An 18,029-nucleotide genomic window follows, 5' to 3' on the forward strand; every position below is an offset into this window, starting at 1 on the left:
TCTGGAGGAGTTTTATGGAAAGTACTTTTGAGCTTTTTTCTATTGGTGTTGGGCCATCTTCATCTCACACTATAGGCCCTATGAGAGCTGGATGCGATTTTATGGATTTGTATAAAGATAAGTTACCTGAAACTACTAGAGTCCAGATTGATTTGTTTGGCTCACTAGCTCTTACAGGTAAAGGTCACAAAACAGATTATGCAGTTGTTTTAGGGCTTATGGGCTTTTTGCCTGAATCAGTGGATATTGAATTAGCAAAAAAACTTTATGAAACCTGCTTAGAGCAAAAAAAACTTAATCTAGCTCAAAAGTTTGAAATTAAGTTTGATTATGATAAAGATTTAATATTTCACTATAATGAATTTCTTCCAGAATATTCTAATGGAATGCGTTTTTCATTATTCAATGATGAGGATCTTCTTTGTGAAAAGGAATACTTTTCTATAGGCGGAGGTTTTATTGTTGATAAAAAACAAATAAGAAAAGATGAGGTTCCTACAGAAATAGAATGTAATAAACCTTATAGATTCACAGATATGGCGGAATTAAAAGATATTTGTTATAAAGAGAATATGTCTATTGATGAGATAATGTTTGAGAATGAAAAAACAGCTTATGGAGAAGAGTACTCACTAAATAAATTAGCTGAAATTTGGCAAGTTATGGATACATCTATAGAAAAAGGTTTAACTTGTCCAGAAGCAATACTTCCAGGAGGACTTAAAGTTAGAAAAAGAGCCCCAAGTATGATAAGAAAACTTAAAGAGCAAAATATTGTTAATACCGATTTTAATTATTTGAATGCTTTTGCAATTGCTGTGAATGAGCAAAATGCTTGTGGTGAACGGGTGGTTACTGCACCAACAAATGGAGCTGCTGGAGTGATTCCTGCTGTATTGAAGTATTATTTACAGACTCATGAGATTATTAATCAACAAGAACTTAAAGAAGTGGTTAATAAGTATTTACTTGTATGTGCTGCTATAGGCATTTTATATAAATCAGGAGCATCAATATCTGCTGCAGAAGTTGGATGTCAAGGTGAAGTTGGAGTCGCTTGTTCGATGGCTGCTGCTGGTTATTGTGCACTGCTTGGTGGTGACATTGAGTCAATCGAATCAGCAGCTGAAATAGGTATGGAACATAATCTAGGATTAACTTGTGATCCTATTGGTGGTTTAGTACAGATACCATGTATAGAGCGTAATGCAATGGGAGCAGTGCAGGCTATAAATGCTGCAAAGCTTGCTCATTTAGATACTGGTGAGAAGCGTTTTGTTGGATTAGATTATGTTATCAAAGTTATGTATGAAACAGGCTTAGATATGTCTAGTAAATATAAGGAGACATCTTTAGGCGGTTTGGCTACTAATGTTCCTGTATGTTAATTAATTTTAATTATTTTTCTTAGATCAAAAAAGTATCATTTACTGACAAAATTATACTAATTTAGTATAATTTATTCGAGTTATATATCTAATTGGGCAAATACAATATGTATGATGTGAAAAAAATTCGAGAAGATTTTCCATTTCTTAGTCAAACTATCAACGATAAACCAGTTGTTTTTTTTGATACTGGGGCTTCAGCTCAGAAGCCACAAATAGTTATTGATGCTGTGGCAGATGCATATAAATTTAATTATGCAAATGTTCATAGAGGTGTTTATGAGCTAAGTCAAAAAGCAAGCGATAAGTATGAAAATGTGCGTGTAAAAGTTCAACATTTTATAAATGCTAAATCAGCAGATGAAATTGTATTAACTAAAGGAACTACTGAATCAATCAATTTATTGGCGAGCTCTATTGGTAAGTCTATGGTTTCTAGTGGTGATGATATTATTGTTACTGAAATGGAGCATCATGCTAATTTTGTACCATGGCAAATACTTTGTGAAGAGAAACAGTTAGTTTTTAAAGTTGCAAAAGTTGAAGATAACGGTGAACTTAATGTACAGAATCTTTTATCTCTAGTTACAAACAAAACTAAAGTTATAGCACTGACATTATGTTCAAATGTATTAGGAACTATTAATCCTGTCAAAAAGATAATACAAGAAGTCAAAAAAATTAATCCAAAGACATTGATAGTTGTTGATGGGGCGCAAGCAGTAATACACTCAAAGGTTGATGTTCAAGATCTAAACTGTGATTTCTTTGTATTCTCTAGTCATAAATTATATGGTCCAACTGGAGTAGGAGTCTTGTATGGTAAATACGAATTGTTAGAGAAAATGCCTCCGTATAATTATGGTGGAGATATGGTTAATGATGTAACAATCGATAAAACAACATTTGCATTACCGCCGTATAAATTCGAAGCAGGAACACCTGACATAGTTGGTTCTATAGGTTTTGGTGAAGCCATAGATTATGTTAATTCAGTTGGTATGGAAAATATCGCAAGTCATGAAAAAAAACTATTAGAATATGCAACAAATGAATTAAAAAAAATTGATGGTTTAAGAATAATAGGTGAAGCGCCAAATAAGGCAGGTGTTATAACATTTGTAGTTGATGGTTGTAATGCCGGAGATATAGGAGAGCTGTTGGCAATCAAAGGGATGTGTGTTAGGACAGGTAAACACTGTGCACATCCTCTACTATACAGAATGGGTGCTACATCAACAGTGCGTAAGTCATTTGGTATGTATAATACTATTGATGAAGTAGACTTATTTATTAAAGCATTGAAAAAAGTAATATCTCAATTAAAATAGTCAAATAATTAAAAGGATTAGGTTGGTATGGTTGAAGTTTTTGATCCTAATAATAGTATTTTAGAAGTTACTGTGGCAGCAGCTAAACATTTCGAAAAACACTTAGCTAAGGATTCTAATAATATTGGAATATATGTAGGCACAAAACTGATAGGATGTTTTGGTTTAGCTTATGATATTGATTTTGTTACACAGCAGCCTGCTGATACAACAGCAGTAGATCAGCAAGGGTTGAGATTTTTTGTATCGAATAAATCTATGAGTTTTTTAAATGGTTTAATAATTGATTATGTTAAACATGACTTTGGATTGTATAAGTTAGAATATACTAATCCAAATGAATCTGCTCGCTGTGGTTGTGGCGAAAGTTTTATAGTTTAGGGAATTATATAATGAAAACAACAGATGTAACTATAGTTAGAAGGCAAGTAAAAGTTGTAGCAGTACCATTTGGTAACGAAATTGAACTTATGCCTGGTCAAGAAGTTTTGGTAACTCAAGATAAGGGTGGTAGTTTTACATTAAATGTTAACGGTAACTTACTTCATTTAGATGGTAAAGATGCTGATGCAATTGGTAAACAGATAGTTAAATATCCAGTAGATAATTACGATATAAAACCTGGAGATCATATAAATATGGATGCTGTTTGGGATCAGATGAGAACAGTTTATGATCCGGAGATTCCTGTGAATATTGTTGATTTAGGCTTGATTTATAATGTTGTTACTCGAAAGTTAGAGAATGGTAATTTTCATGTGATCATAGATATGACTCTTACAGCTCCTGGTTGTGGTATGGGTCCTGTATTAATGACTGATGTTGAAAAACGTGTGGCAATGCTACCTAATGTTGATAAGGTTGATGTTGTTATGGTTTTTGATCCACCATGGAACTCAGAGCTGATGACAGAGGAAGCTAAACTAGAGCTAGGATTATTTTAAGTAAATTATGGCAAAAATAGTAATTTATCCTGGGACATTTGATCCTATAACAAATGGTCATGTTGATTTAGTTGATAGAGCGTTGAATATCTTTGATGAGATAGTGGTTGCAGTATCTACAGCATATGGTAAAAAAACTCTTTTTGATTTACATACAAGAGAGTTAATGATTAAAGAAGTTTTTAAAGATAATAATAGAGTCAAAGTCGTTAGCTTTGAAGGGCTTCTTGTTGATACAGCCGTAAAACATAGTGCTTGTGCGATTGTAAGAGGATTAAGAGCAGTTTCTGACTTTGATTATGAGTTTCAAATGTCGAGTATGAATAATAAGCTCAATAGTTATATTCAAACTATATTTCTAACTCCTAGTGAGAAGTTTTCTTGTATATCGTCTACTTTAGTTAGAGCGGTTGCTATTCATAATTATCAAAGAGTAGGTGAGTTTGTTCCTGAGTGTGTATTTAATAGAATAAAATTAAAATATTCGAAGGATTAGTATGACGCTATTAATTACTGATGATTGTATAAATTGTGATATATGTGAACCAGAGTGTCCTAATGAGGCAATATCACAAGGCGAAGAATATTATGAAATTAATCCAGATAAATGTACGGAGTGTGTAGGACATTTTGAAGAATCTCAATGTACAAAAGTATGCCCAATAAGGTGTATAATTACGGATCCAAATCATGTCGAAACTCAGCAACAGTTATTGGCAAAATATAAAATATTAGCTTCATAAAAATTAAAAAAACTTGGAAACTGTATTCTAATTTTGTATAATGCTTTAGTCTTATAATTTACTATTCAATAAATAAAGAGTTTTAAAAGGAGCTTTTGATGAAATTAAAGAATATTGTTATCGCTACGTCAGTACTATTTAGTACAGCTACGTTTTCATTTGCTGCGGGTTCTGATAATATGGATATGTCAGTAGATACAAGTGCAACAGCAACTCAAAATAGTTCAACTAATTCTTTTATTGCTCCTTTTGCTAACACTTATAGCTCTTTAGCTAACAAAAATAATACTTGGGGTCCACAAGATAGAACTGGTCAGTGGTACTTTGGTGTTGATGCTAACGGTCTTGCTGGTACACCTAACTCTCCTTCAGGAGCTGGCGCAAATATGATAGTTGGTTATAACATTAATAAGTACTTTGCAGTTCAATATAACCAATTAGTTGGTAGAGTATTTGCTGGTTTGGGTGAAGGCGTTATAAATTTCAGTAATAGCACAATGGTTACTCCATATGCTGCAGGCGGTGCTGGTTGGGCTAATTTAGCTGGTCAAGCTACTGGTGCATGGGATGTTGGTGGAGGTCTTAAATTTGAACTTTCTAGAGATGTTCAGGTGAGTGCTGATTATAGATATATTCAGACAATGGCTCCAAGTGGTATGTCTGGTGCTCAGGGTAGAGCAGGTACTAACATGATTGGTGGAGGTATTACTTGGTTCTTTGGTGGTAAAGATGATACTACTAATGATACTGGTAATATTCAAGATAATGGAGCTACTACAGCAGCAGAAACTACTGCTATGCTAACAATCGATGAGTCTAAGTATGTTTTGCCTCAAGGTATTAAACAGTGTGAAGGTAACTTCAACTTAACTAAAGAAGGTGTTGCTTGCTATACTGTAAATGGTAATGATGTAACAGTTTATTTAGATACTAAGTTTGCTTATGATAGCGCTAACTTGAACTCTAAGGGTAAAGAAGCAGTAACATCATTTGTTAATTTTGTAAAAAATAGTGATATTAAAACTGTAACAGTTAAAGGTTATGCTTCTCAAGGAGCAACTGGAAGTGAGTTCGAGATTTATAATCAGAAACTTTCTGAGAGAAGAGCAGCGGCTGTTGCTGACTATATGAAGCAGTTAGGTTTAGATAATGATAAAATTATTACTAAAGGATTTGGCTATGAAAATACTTTAGATGGTATTCATAAATCTGATGCTCGTAACCAACGTGTACAAGCTAGCGTTTCTGCTCCACTGAAGCAAGAAGCTTAATTTTATATATTTTTTTATTTAATCTTTTTCTTATTCCTACACACTTTACCATTTTTTTGGTTTTAATTGTTAGTAGCTAAAATAAACTAATTATATAAACTAATTATATTTCTATTAAAAACTAGCTGGTTTAAGAATTGGATAGTTATTCATATAATGTATAAGTTTAATTTGTCGTAGTCGTTATACTAATATATTTCTCTTTTGAGAATATAAAAGAATAAAATGATAAATTTATAATTAGATAAAAATAGATCAAAAGTTTATATAATCTTTTGTTGTGGATAATTTATTAAATTTACCACAATCTTACACACAAAAGTTTTATTAAGTCTATTGAAAAGTTTTAATATGGACACTAATTAAATACACCATTATTATAAAATCATTGTATATTAATAATCTAGCATTATCCTATGGCATCACCCATTTGGAACATTGGCATATACATACTTACTACAAGGAAACCAACTACGCCACCTAACACAATCATAATTAGTGGCTCTAGCATAGAGCTTAAGCTTCCTACAAGTGTATCTACTTCTTCTTGGTATACTCTATTTAAATTTCCAAGCATAGTTTCTAGTGCGCCAGATTCTTCACCAACTGCTATCATCTGTTCTACTAAGAATGGGAAACTTCTAGTTTCAACTATAGCTTCTTTAAATGATGCTCCTTCACTAATACTTTTCTTGATATTTATAGCTGCTTGGCCATATTTTGCATTACCAGTAGCTAATGAAACCATGTCTAATGCTCTTGTTAAACTCATACCTGATTGGACGGTAATTTCTAAGGTGCTAGCAAATCTTGCTAGTGCAGACTTGAAAATAACTTCACCAATTATTGGTATTTTAAGCATAAAATGATCTTGGGCAATTTGTATCTTTGGGAATCTGAATTTTAAAGATTTAAATATTGATATTGATACAAATATTGCAAGAATAATCTTCCACCATGAATCTTACATAAAATTAGAAGCATCTACCGTAATTTGAGTAATGGCAGGGAGTGGTTTACCTGAGTTTATAAACATGGCTGAGAATGCCGGGACGGCAAAAGTCAAAAGTCAAAAGTATTCCTGTTACACCTGCTGCAATAACACATACAACAATAGGGTATAATAAAGCTTTTTTAACTTTCTTTTTTATACTTTCTAAAGCTTCACGTTGATCTGCAATTTTGTTAAGCATAAGATCTAAGTTACCAGATTCTTCACCAGCAGTTATAAGTCCTATATATAACTTATCAAATATTTTTGGGAAATTACTTAATGCTTTTGAAAATGACTCACACCTTCAATTGCTTGTTTAATTTGAATAGTAAGTATTTTTAAGCGTGGGTGTTTGCGAATCCCCATTATGAATACTTCAAAAGATTTAATGATTGGTATACCAGCTTTAGTCATTGTAGCTAATTGACGAGTCATTTCTGTAATATCTCTGTAAGATATCTTTTAGGAAATAAGTCTTTAGGCTGTTTTTTTACTTTTATATCTGAATAACCTTTCTGTCTTATTTGAATTTCTGCTTTTTCCTTGGTATCAGCATCAATAAATCCTTTTATTGTTTTACCATTTTTTAGTTTCGCTTTGTAACTCCAAGATATAATGGTTATTTTATTCTTGTTTTTATTTCAAAATAGCATATTTATTCCTTTAACTTACTCTGTAAGCTTCTTCCATAGATGTTAATCCTTCTGAAACTCTTACAAGTGCGGATTGTCTTACTGTAGCAATACCTTCTTTTTGTGCTTGTGCTGCTAGACCCATAGTATTTTTATCTTCTAATATCATTCTAGCAATTTCTCTAGAAACAGGCATGACCTCATATAAACCAAGTCTTCCTTTATATCCTTTAAAGCATCTTAGACAACCTTTGGGATTAGGCTTATATATTTTTGAATTTTTTACTTTTTCAAGAGTAGTGGCAAAAGTTTTCATTAGAATCTCATCGTTAAGACCACTATCCTCAACAAGTAGTTTAAATTCAGTTTCTGTATCTTCTAGTTTACATTTTGGACAAAGCTTTCTAGTTAGATGCTGAGCAATAATTAATGTTACAGAGGAGGCAATATTATATCTAGGTAATCCCATATCTACCAATCTATTTAGTGTTTCTGGAGCACTATTAGTATGCAGAGTTGACATAACTAAGTGACCTGTTTGCGATGCCTTAATTGCAATAGACCCTGTTTCAATATCCCTGATCTCACCAACCATGATTATATCTGGATCTTGACGTAAGAATGATTAAAGAGCTCCGGCAAATGTTAATCCTTGTTTATTATTGACATTAACTTGGTTAATACCTTTTACAAAAAGCTCAACCGGATCTTCGGCTGTAGAAATGTTTTTTCAGGTTTGTTAAGAATGTTAATACCTGTGTACAAAGTAACTGTTTTACCAGAACCTGTTGGACCTGTAATCAGCACCATGCCCTGTGGTTGTTTAATATATTTCAGATATGTCTCTTTTTGGGCTTCTGAAAAACCTAGTTGTTCGATTGGTATTTGAGTTGAGCTAGAGTCAAGGATACGAAGAGCAACTTTTTCACCAAAACTTATTGGACATGTACAAACACGAAAATCAATAGCCTTTTCTCGTGAAAGAGAGATTTTAAACTTACCATCCTGAAGAATCATTTTCTCGACAATATCTAAACTAGACATAATCTTTAATCTTGAAATGACTTTTGGACCAAGATTTTTTTTAGTATTAAAAGTTTCTATTAGTAAGCCGTCTATTCTATATCTTATGCGAAAGTTTTTTTCGTATGGTTCAAAGTGTATATCTGACGCACCTTTCTGTATAGCATCAACAATAGTATTATTAATAAATCTAATAATAGGAGCCTCTTTATCTTCGCCACTTCCTATTATTGAATCACCTTCACGCTCACCCTCATCAACAAAATCAATATCAAGTTCAGCTCCAGCATTTATTTGTTCTTCAAGTTTTAGATATTGATCATATTCTTCAATTTTCTCTCGAATGAGGTTTATTTCTCCAACTACTGGAGTAAAGGAGTAATCATATTTACTACGAAGTTTTTTTAATATTTTTTGAATATCAATAGGGTTCGCAATCGCTACATAGACGCTTTTTTCCTTTTAAATAAAGGTAAGCATTTGTTCTGATTACAAAAGTCAGTATCAAAATAATCTTGAGGTAAAAATTTATGTTTATAGCAGTTAAGTCAATGTATTGTAAGCGCAGTAAAGTTGCTGACTCAATCATAAATGATCTGCTATCAATCAGTTAGTGATCTATTAAATAATCTAAAAAGTCTTGTTTAGCAAGTGACTTATCTAAGCTTATTTCTTCAAGCTGTTGTCTTGTTATAAGTTTTCGGAGTAGTAATAAAGAAGCCAGCTTCTTATTAATATACGGACTGTCAATCATTTATACTAAAATAAATCACAAAATTAACAAAAATTATATCATGATTAAGATAATTATTAAAAAACAAAATATTTAATATAAATTAATAAAAAGGAATTATTTTAATAATGCTTTTTAATGTATAATTCGAATCGAAGTCTAATAATCTTTTTTCAATATATGCATATAGATAAATATATTTCTCATAGAGGTGCTAATAGTGATGCTGTTGAGAATACAATGGAAGCTTTTCAAATTGCCAAGAAAGCAGGTTTTAAATGGTTTGAAACAGATGTGCAAATGAGTTCTGATGGAGAATTATTTTTATTTCATGATGATACTCCACAAAGATTTTCTAGTATTTCTGAAAATGTTACAAATATGTCATGGTCTGAACTAAACGTTATAGAACTTATTCATCCTGTAGTCAAATCAAAGGCAAAGGTATTAACTTTGAAGGAGTATCTTGAATGGGCAGAACATAATAATGCTTTTTTGAATCTTGAAATTAAAGTAAGTAATGAAAATATAAACTACCAAAAGACTTTAGTCGCTAAGGTTATTGAACTTCTTGAGCATTATCCAACTATGAAATCAAAAATTTTATTGTCGAGTTTCTCAAAAGTGGTGATGAGAGAGTTGAGAAGACATAAAGATTTTACTCAAGGTAAACTTTTTTATACCACCAACTGGGTTAGGGATTTTGAATATATTGATGGTAAGCTTTATAGAAACTTTGTTAAAAACAAATATATAGCGATTATAATAAATTATAGTTGCTTAACCGACTTAAGAGTTAAATATTTGAAACGTAAATTTGGTAAATTTTTTGTTTATTCTGTTTATAAGGATGATGAGATTAAACAATTACTTGAATGGCAGATCGATGCTATATTTATTGATAAGAAAGAACAGTTAAATCTTAGCATTTAAATGTTCTGTTAGAAGGTTCTCCACATCTGTAATAATATCTTCACTATAAGGACAGCTTTCAGGATAAAAATATTTTAGCTCTATAAATCCTTCAGCAATTCTATATTTGAAAGTAACAAATGAATATTTTTCTTTTATAGTTTCAAGTTTTTCAGCGAGCAAACTTTCACCTATACTGTAAATATTCCATCGTTTACGAATTATTTTTCTATTTTTTGATTTATTTGTCAGATTTAAAGCTTCAAGCATTGGTATACACTCTTTAGGAGGTCCTGGGAAAGCAAATATAAATCTATCAGAATCAAACTTTAATCTAAATCCATTAGCTGTGCCATTTTGATTTATTATAACTTGAGCATCATTAGGAAACATAGCCTGTTTTTGGGTTCCTAAAGTGACTTTACCATATTTTGTAAGCATTCTTTTTTCTAATTTATGCCACGATGAGTCATCTAAGAACATATCTTTTTTGAAGTATTTAGCTATGGATTCTGTGGTTAAATCATCTTCAGTTGGTCCTAAACCACCGATGGTAATAATATTCTTATGATTGGATTTTAGAAAATCAATGCTAGAAATAATATCTTCATAACTATCTTTGCAACTGATATGAAATCCTATTTCAAATCCATTATTTACTAGATATTTAGCAAAGTTACTTGAGTTTGTGTTAACTATATCGCCATCAACAATCTCATCACCAATAGCTATAAAGCCAAAGTCATATATCATATTCTTCCTTATGATTTTTTATTAGATTTATTTAAATCCGCTATTCTTGAACATGATTTTTATGTATCATGATTTGTGAAGTATATATTATCTATATACAAGATTGAATATCTAAGGAGTCTTAAATGAAAATATTATCTACTAATGTTTATGTAGGACCTAATATCTATGCAAACTTTCCTGTTATAAAGCATGAAATTGATTTAGGCGTGCTTGAAAACTGGCCATCTGCAAAGATTGGTGAGGATTTTATAAATCGACTTGTGGATAGTTTACCAGAATTAGAAGAGCATGGTTGCTCTTATAGAGAAAAAGGCGGCTTTATCCGTAGATTAAGAGAGGATGATGGAACTTGGATGGGTCATATTTGGGAGCATGCGATACTTGAGCTTCAGGATATGGCTGGTAGTGATGTAACTTATGGTCGCACAAGATCGACGGGCGAAGCAGGTCACTATAATATGGTCTATGAATATAAGCAGAAAGATGTTGGTCTAAGAGCTATGGAATTAGCTAGAGATTTATTAGTGTCCTTATTGCCAGAAGAGCTTAAAAGCCAAGTAGAGCATAAGAATGAAGATTTTGATTTTGAGTATGAAAAAGTTAGGTTTATTAAATTTGCTCAAAGCAAAGAGTTTGGGCCAAGTACAGCATCATTGATTGAAGCTGCTAAGAAAAGAGATATCCCATATCTTAGACTAAATGATCAATCATTAGTGCAATTTGGTTATGGTAAATATCAGCAAAGAATTCGAGCAACAATAACAGGTAAAACAACGAGTATTGCAGTTGATTTATCATGTGATAAAAATCAGACTAATACAATATTAGAAGGTTTAGGGCTTCCAATGCCTAAGCAAAGGATGGTAACTACAGAAAAGGGTGCTTTAAGAGCTGCCAAAATTCTAGGTTTTCCATTAGTTGTTAAGCCTCTAGATGGTAATCATGGTCGTGGCATATCAATCAACTTAAAAACAATGCAAGAGATTAAAGAAGCTTTTGTTGAAGCGAGTAAAGTATCTAGATATGTTTTAGTAGAGCAGTTTGCTACAGGTTTTGACCATAGAATGTTGGTGGTTGATGGTAAGCTTGTTGCGGTTGCAAAAAGAGTACCTGGACATGTTGTGGGGGATGGAAAGCACAATACCAAAGAATTAGTTGATATTGTCAACGAAGATCCACGTAGAGGTGTTGGGCATGAGAAGGTTTTAACAAAATTAGAATTAGACTATCAAGCTAAGACTTTATTGAAGGCAGCTGGATATGATGAAAATACTGTCCTTAAAGAAGGAGAGATATTCTATTTGAGATCTACAGCTAATCTTTCAACAGGTGGAACAGCTATTGATGTAACAGATATTGTTCATCCAGATAATAAAGATATGGCTGAAAGAGCTATAAAGGCTATCGGACTTGATGTTGGAGGAGTTGATTTCTTAATAGATGATATTTCTCAATCATATCATGATATTGGTGGTGCTATTTGTGAGTGTAATGCGGCTCCAGGATTTAGAATGCACGTAGCTCCGAGTGAAGGTAAACCAAGAGATGTAGCCGGAGCAGTTATTGATATGCTAATTCCTAAAGAGTATGGTAATGCTAGAATTCCAATAGCTGCTATTACGGGAACAAATGGTAAGACAACAACTTCGCGCATGGTTGCACATATGTGGAAGAACGCAGGTAAAATAGTAGGCTTAACAACTACTGATGGTGTATATATCAATGGTAAATTGACAGTTGCTGGGGATACTACAGGTCCAACTTCTGCACAGATGGTTTTAAAAGATCCGTCAGTAGAAATGGCAATCTTAGAGACAGCTCGAGGTGGACTATTAAGAAGTGGTATGGGGTATGACTACTGTAATGTAGGAGCATGTTTGAATATTGCTTCTGATCATTTAGGTCTTAAAGGAGTTAATACGTTAGAGGACTTGGCTAAAATTAAGAGTATAGTCCCTCAAGCTGCGAAAGATGTGGCGGTGTTAAATGCTGATGATCCGAATGTACTTAAAATGTCAGCTAAAGTAACTGCAAAATATATTCTATATGTGACGATGAATCCAGAGCATGCTTTAGTTAAGCAACATATACGTGCTGGTGGTAAGGCTTGTATTATTGAAAAGGGTGTAAATGGAGATATGATTACGATTTTTGATAATCATGTTCATATGCCTGTTTTATGGACTCACTTAATTCCTGCTACTATGGAAGGTAAAGCGATTCACAATGTTCAAAATGCTATGTTTGCAATAGCTATATCCTATAGTATGGGTATGAGCTTAGACGATATTAGAGATGGTCTAAGAACATTTGTTACATCATTCTATCAAGCACCTGGGCGTATGAACTGGTTTGAAGAACATCCATTTAAAGTATTGATGGATTATGGACATAACCCAGCAGCAATCAAACTTGTGAGTCAAATGATTGATAATATTGAATTTTCTGGTAAAAAAATATGCGTGTTAGCATCACCTGGTGACAGACGAGATCAAGATGTTTATGAGATAGCAAAAAAAGCTGCGCCTTATTATGATTATTTTATATGTAAAGGTGATGATGATACTCGTGGAAGAGCAGATGGTGAAATTCCTAGAATGCTTAGAGATGGATTGATTGATGCAGGTGTTGATGCTTCTAGAATTGAAACTATTCAAAGTGAGCAAAAAGCTGTAGATCATGCTCTTGGTATGGCACAAGATGGAGAACTAGTTGTTATATTTGCTGATAAGCTTAAGAGAACTTGGAAACAGATTATTTATTTTAATAAAGATAATACAGATGATAACAAAGAGCATAAGGAAGAGAAAAAGGAGATGTTCTCCGCTTCAGTAATAGCTCAGGATCCCAGTTTATCGTTAGAGATTTCTGAGGTTATTAAAGCTGGGGTTATAGCTGATGAAAGTGGTGTTAGAGTTATTTTCGATGAAGAAGATAATGACTAATTGTTTGGTTTTTATTATTTAATGGGCCTTTGTATGATTCTTGAAGGTTATTCACGTAGACTTGTTGGACCTAATCTGTTTTTTAAAGAAACTGGAACAGTCTTAGATGTGCCGCTTATAGATCATCGTGATGAATTGACAAAACTTTTCTACCAAGAGGCAGAAAGGATACTTCCAGCTCTTGGTTGGACGCATATAGAATTAACACATAAATTTTTTAATAATGGTGTTCGTTATGCGATGATTGCACCTGTAGATATTACTATGCCAACATGTGATGTCATTGACTTTATTTGGCTTTCTGTGAGAGAAAGGTTTGAGAAGGGCTCTTTTAAAACTCTTGAAGAAGCAAAACAAAAACTTATGCCTCTAATAGAGGAAGATAAGAATCTTACATACAGGAAGCTTTATGATTTAGCTAAATCTAAAGGTTTTAATGCTTTTAGAGATAAAAATAAAGCTTTTGTTGGTTCTGGTACAGGTTGTTATGAGTTTGATCTAGACAACGATAAAATTGAAGATGTTGATTGGTCAAAAGTTTATGATATTCCAGCTGTAATTGTAACAGGTACTAATGGTAAGACCACTACAGTTAGATTGACTGATTATATCTGTCGTATGGCAGGTAAGCTTACTGGTTACACATCTACAGATTGGGTTAAAGTTAATGATGAGTTGATAGATGAGGGAGACTATTCTGGTCCAATAGGTCATCAATTTGTTTTGACAAACAAAAAGGTAGAAGTTGCTTTGCTTGAGTCTGCTCGTGGAGGTCTTCTAAAGAGAGGCTTGATAGAGACTTATGTAAATGCAGCAGCAGTTACGAATGTTTCTGCAGATCATCTAGGTGAAGATGGGATTGAAACAGTTGCAGAACTAGCAGAAGCAAAAGCTATTGTATTTCGAACAATGGGTAAAGATTCTCATGCTGTAATTAACTTAGATAATTCATATATGAAACAGCAATTTGATAAATTAAGTTGCGCTAAAATAGTTGTTACGCAGAATCCTGATCAACACGATATGGATTACTATTTATTAAAGGCGGACTATGCTTGTGTAGTAGAGAATGATACTTTTACATGGATTGATAAAACTTCTAAAAAGCAAATTCTTTCAGTAGTAGATGCTCCCTTAACAATTAAAGGTTTTGCTAAGCATAATATTGAAAATGCTATGATTGCCATAGCTTTATCTTTTAAATTAGGTATTAGCTTAGATGATATCAGAGCAGCTCTTAAAAGTTTTAAGAGTGACCCTAAAGTTAACAGAGGTCGTGCAAATATCTTTGAATTTGATAATAAAGTTGCTGTTCTTGACTACGCCCATAACGAGGCTGGTATGGAAGCTTTATTAAATATGATAAAAGCTTATGATAAGGGTGGTAAGAAGTATCTAATGATAGGAACTACAGGAGATCGTAAATATTTAATCTCTGGTATTAATGATATCATTATCAAACATGGTATAGACTTTGTGGTTATTAAAGAAACTGAAAAGTATCTTAGAGGGGCTAAACCTCTTGAGTTGCCTACTTTGATCCGTGATGATTTAGAAAGCAAAGGTTTTGATATCTCAAAAACTTATATTTCACATGGAGAGCTAATAGGAGTTAAATATATATTAGATATGCTTGAAGATAGTGATATAGGTATTTTTTGTTGTCAGGCAGAGTTAGAAGAGGTTGCAAAGTACCTTGAAAATTTAGCTGATAAATAACTATCTATTTAGTAGACAAACAACATGTGTCGCGATGCCTTCTTTCCTACCTATAAATCCTAACTGTTCAGTAGTCGTTGCCTTTATGTTTATTTGATTAATTTGTATTTCAAGCACACTTGCCAAGCGAGCTTTCATTTTTTCTATATGAGGAAGCATTTTAGGTGCTTGTGCAATGATAGTACAATCAATATTACTTATAGAGTATTCTTTATCATCAAGCATTTTTTTTATTTCGGCTAAGAAAAATGTACTATCAGTATTTTTATACTCCATATCAGTATCTGGAAAATGTTTACCTATATCTCTAAGACCTAATGCGCCTAAAATAGCATCACAAAGAGCATGAATTAATACATCACCATCAGAATGAGCTTCTAGTCCCATTTCATATGGAATCTCGACTCCACCAATAATAATATTTTTCTTTGAGGATGTGAACTTGTGTACGTCATAACCATGGCCAATTCTAAATGACATTATATAATTCCTAATCTTGTGTTACAGGGAAGTTATTGTTTAACCATGCATTGATTCCACCTTCTACAGATATAACATTTGTATAACCCATACTTTGTATGCTTTTAGCTGCTAATGCAGATCTGAAGCCACTGTCACAGTATAGATATATTTTTTGGTCTTTATTAGGTATAAGATTTTCAATTTTAACTTCTATTTGTCCTTTGCTAAGATGGGTAGCACCTTGGATATGGAATCTATTGAACTCAGAATCTTCTCTAACATCAAAAATCACACCATCTAGCTCATTAGAGTTTATCTTATCGTATAAGTCCGTTACAGAGCATTCTTTGATATCTGATTTAGCATTACTCACAAGCTTTAAGAACTCATGAGGTCTAGCTTGATTAGGTGACTTAGTGGGATAGCCTTTAGCATTCCATGCTCTCCAACCGCCATCAACAGAAATTATATTTTTATAACCCATTTCACGTAATTTATCAGCTACGATAGCAGATCTAAAACCACCACCACAATAAAAATACATTTTTTGATTTTTGTTAGGAACTGCTGACTCGATAGCACTTTCGATAATTCCTTTACTAATATGAATCGCATTAGGGATGTATCCATTTGCAAATTCTGACTCTTCACGTGTATCGATCAGTAAGCCGTCGAGAGTTTCTGTCTCATTCATTTCGTTGATGTCATCAACTGTACATTCTTGAATTCTACTTTTTGCATCGTTTACTAAATCTAAAAAACCTGATGTGTGTTGCATATATATACCTTATAGTTTTGTGATCAAATAACTACTTATATTTTATATTTTTCTTTGCTTAAAGAGAATATTTAAAGAATATAATCAATAACTTGGAATATGACGATGATGATAGCAATAGCTAGAGCAAAGTTGTTAAGCTTGCTATTTTTCATCGATTTGTAAATTATTTCAAAATTACGGTTACGAAGTATTCTAACCATATTTAGTGGACATGAAACAAGCATTATTAGAGAAAATAGTCCAACAACAGATAGTGCTATTAAAAAAAGCTTTTTAAAATAATAGTTTAGGATTATAGGTAACATGAAAAGTAGAAAGCTTAGAAGAATGTTTTTGCTTAGTGTCGATAGGTTGTTCATTTTAAATCTATCAAGTATTAGATCTTTTAATGCTAATGATAGAGTTATAAAAGCAGTTGTCACAGAAATTGTAATAAAGGTATAAACTAAAGTTATAACTTGAGAAGACTGAATATTAACTTTAAGAATATAAATAAGCTGAGTTACACTATCTTCGGAGCTAAGAGATTTTAAGACTTCTGCAAAGCTATTTTTATCACCATAAATAGCTATATTGCCCAATATTGATACTATCCAGCACACATATATTACCAATATTATTAGAGATGCAACTATAATAATTCTTCTAATATCTTTTGGATGTGGTCCAACATAGTTGACAACGCTAGGAACAATTATATGAGCTGAGAATGTTGTGGCAAGTATTGGTAAAGTGACTGTAACCTCTTTTAGAGTGCCAAAACTATAGATATCTAGCTTAGAGATACTTATAGTCTTGAAAAGTAATAATATTGTAAATAATATGATAATAAGCTTTATGGTAAGAAAAACTCTATTAAGCCATTCAGCAGGCCCTGTACCTTTTAATATAAATCCACCAAAAAGTATAACAAAGCTAATCTCTATAATAATATAATTTATATCTAGTAGACTTTCAAAAGATGAGCCTATAGCTGAGATATATGCTGCTAGCATTCCGTAAAGTATTCCAAAAGCACATATATAAACCAGAATGATACCAGGTCTTTTAAAGAGCTTATGAGCAAGACCTAGGTAACTAATACCACTTTCAAAATGTAGGCACGCTTCTGCAACAGCTAATGTTGAATATGTCATTAAGAGCCACATCAAAAACATTATGATGCAACCAATAACAACTCCAAAGCTTGAAAGAATCATAGGAATGGCTAAGATGCCTCCACCCAAAGAGGTACCTATAATTAAGAAAATACTACCAATTTGCTTATTTATACTTGTCAATTTTTAGAATAGTAAGTTTTACCGTTTGAATACATTAAAACATATAAAATTATGATTATAAATTAATAAATGAAAGAAATAATTACCAAGCAGGTATTGCTGCACCATTTGGATA

The 18,029-nt window shown here is 32.5% G+C and carries 14 protein-coding genes and 2 pseudogenes; 10 read left to right on the forward strand and 6 right to left on the reverse strand.

The features are described 5' to 3' along the window. Positions 1-14 precede the first annotated feature (14 nt). The 7 genes from FNO12_RS03535 to FNO12_RS03565 all read left to right on the forward strand — a co-directional run bounded on the left by FNO12_RS03535 (position 15) and on the right by FNO12_RS03565 (position 5,677). The gene (locus FNO12_RS03535) at positions 15-1,388 is read left to right on the forward strand and encodes an L-serine ammonia-lyase (RefSeq protein ID WP_014715227.1); all 1,374 of its coding nucleotides are present in this window, start codon (positions 15-17) and stop codon (positions 1,386-1,388) included. A gap of 107 nt (positions 1,389-1,495) precedes the next feature. Further along, positions 1,496-2,719, forward strand: a complete 1,224-nt coding sequence (locus FNO12_RS03540) for an aminotransferase class V-fold PLP-dependent enzyme (protein ID WP_014715228.1) — start codon at positions 1,496-1,498, stop codon at positions 2,717-2,719. A gap of 27 nt (positions 2,720-2,746) precedes the next feature. Continuing rightward, positions 2,747-3,100, forward strand: coding sequence for a HesB/IscA family protein (locus FNO12_RS03545; RefSeq protein WP_014715229.1), 354 nt, complete (start codon positions 2,747-2,749; stop codon positions 3,098-3,100). Positions 3,101-3,111: 11 nt separating this feature from the next. Continuing rightward, positions 3,112-3,663 (forward strand): putative Fe-S cluster assembly protein SufT, encoded by a 552-nt coding sequence (sufT, locus tag FNO12_RS03550; RefSeq protein ID WP_014715230.1) that lies wholly within the window; start codon positions 3,112-3,114, stop codon positions 3,661-3,663. Positions 3,664-3,670: 7 nt separating this feature from the next. Then, positions 3,671-4,159, forward strand: coding sequence for a pantetheine-phosphate adenylyltransferase (gene coaD, locus FNO12_RS03555; RefSeq protein WP_014715231.1), 489 nt, complete (start codon positions 3,671-3,673; stop codon positions 4,157-4,159). Between the two features lies 1 nt (position 4,160). Next, complete coding sequence (locus tag FNO12_RS03560; protein ID WP_014715232.1) at positions 4,161-4,406, forward strand: YfhL family 4Fe-4S dicluster ferredoxin; 246 nt, start codon at positions 4,161-4,163, stop codon at positions 4,404-4,406. 98 nt (positions 4,407-4,504) lie between these two features. Beyond that, positions 4,505-5,677, forward strand: coding sequence for an OmpA family protein (locus tag FNO12_RS03565; protein ID WP_014715233.1), 1,173 nt, complete (start codon positions 4,505-4,507; stop codon positions 5,675-5,677). Between the two features lie 409 nt (positions 5,678-6,086). Here the strand turns inward: FNO12_RS03565 and FNO12_RS03570 are convergent. Together FNO12_RS03570 and FNO12_RS03575 are read right to left on the reverse strand one after the other, a co-directional pair. After that, positions 6,087-7,294, reverse strand: a pseudogene (locus tag FNO12_RS03570) (type II secretion system F family protein). Between the two features lie 40 nt (positions 7,295-7,334). Beyond that, positions 7,335-9,080 (reverse strand): annotated as a pseudogene (locus FNO12_RS03575) (ATPase, T2SS/T4P/T4SS family). A gap of 159 nt (positions 9,081-9,239) precedes the next feature. On the opposite strand from FNO12_RS03575, the gene FNO12_RS03580 reads away from it, so the two are divergent. Beyond that, positions 9,240-9,992 (forward strand): glycerophosphodiester phosphodiesterase family protein, encoded by a 753-nt coding sequence (locus FNO12_RS03580; RefSeq protein ID WP_014715237.1) that lies wholly within the window; start codon positions 9,240-9,242, stop codon positions 9,990-9,992. Here the strand turns inward: FNO12_RS03580 and FNO12_RS03585 are convergent. Continuing rightward, positions 9,975-10,724 carry a competence/damage-inducible protein A gene (locus FNO12_RS03585; protein ID WP_014715238.1) on the reverse strand — a complete coding sequence of 250 codons (750 nt, stop codon included), beginning with the start codon at positions 10,722-10,724 and terminating at the stop codon, positions 9,975-9,977. The genes FNO12_RS03580 and FNO12_RS03585 overlap by 18 nt on opposite strands. Positions 10,725-10,849: 125 nt before the next feature. On the opposite strand from FNO12_RS03585, the gene cphA reads away from it, so the two are divergent. Next, entirely contained in the window at positions 10,850-13,672 is a 2,823-nt protein-coding gene (gene cphA / locus FNO12_RS03590) for a cyanophycin synthetase (protein WP_014715239.1), read from the forward strand. A 33-nt stretch (positions 13,673-13,705) separates the two neighbouring features. Next, on the forward strand, positions 13,706-15,391 hold the full coding sequence (locus FNO12_RS03595) for a Mur ligase family protein (protein WP_014715240.1): 1,686 nt from the start codon (positions 13,706-13,708) through the stop codon (positions 15,389-15,391). Here FNO12_RS03595 and ispF read toward each other — a convergent pair whose 3' ends face one another. The 3 genes from ispF to FNO12_RS03610 all read right to left on the reverse strand — a co-directional run bounded on the left by ispF (position 15,392) and on the right by FNO12_RS03610 (position 17,914). After that, the gene (gene ispF, locus FNO12_RS03600) at positions 15,392-15,871 is read right to left on the reverse strand and encodes a 2-C-methyl-D-erythritol 2,4-cyclodiphosphate synthase (protein ID WP_014715241.1); all 480 of its coding nucleotides are present in this window, start codon (positions 15,869-15,871) and stop codon (positions 15,392-15,394) included. A gap of 10 nt (positions 15,872-15,881) precedes the next feature. After that, a complete protein-coding gene (locus tag FNO12_RS03605) occupies positions 15,882-16,631 on the reverse strand; it encodes a rhodanese-like domain-containing protein (RefSeq protein ID WP_014715242.1) in 750 nt (249 codons plus the stop codon). Positions 16,632-16,702: 71 nt separating this feature from the next. After that, on the reverse strand, positions 16,703-17,914 hold the full coding sequence (locus FNO12_RS03610) for an aromatic amino acid transport family protein (protein WP_014715243.1): 1,212 nt from the start codon (positions 17,912-17,914) through the stop codon (positions 16,703-16,705). Between the last annotated feature and the right edge of the window lie 115 nt (positions 17,915-18,029).

It is taken from the genome of Francisella orientalis FNO12, from assembly GCF_001042525.2.
GTDB lineage: Bacteria > Pseudomonadota > Gammaproteobacteria > Francisellales > Francisellaceae > Francisella > Francisella orientalis.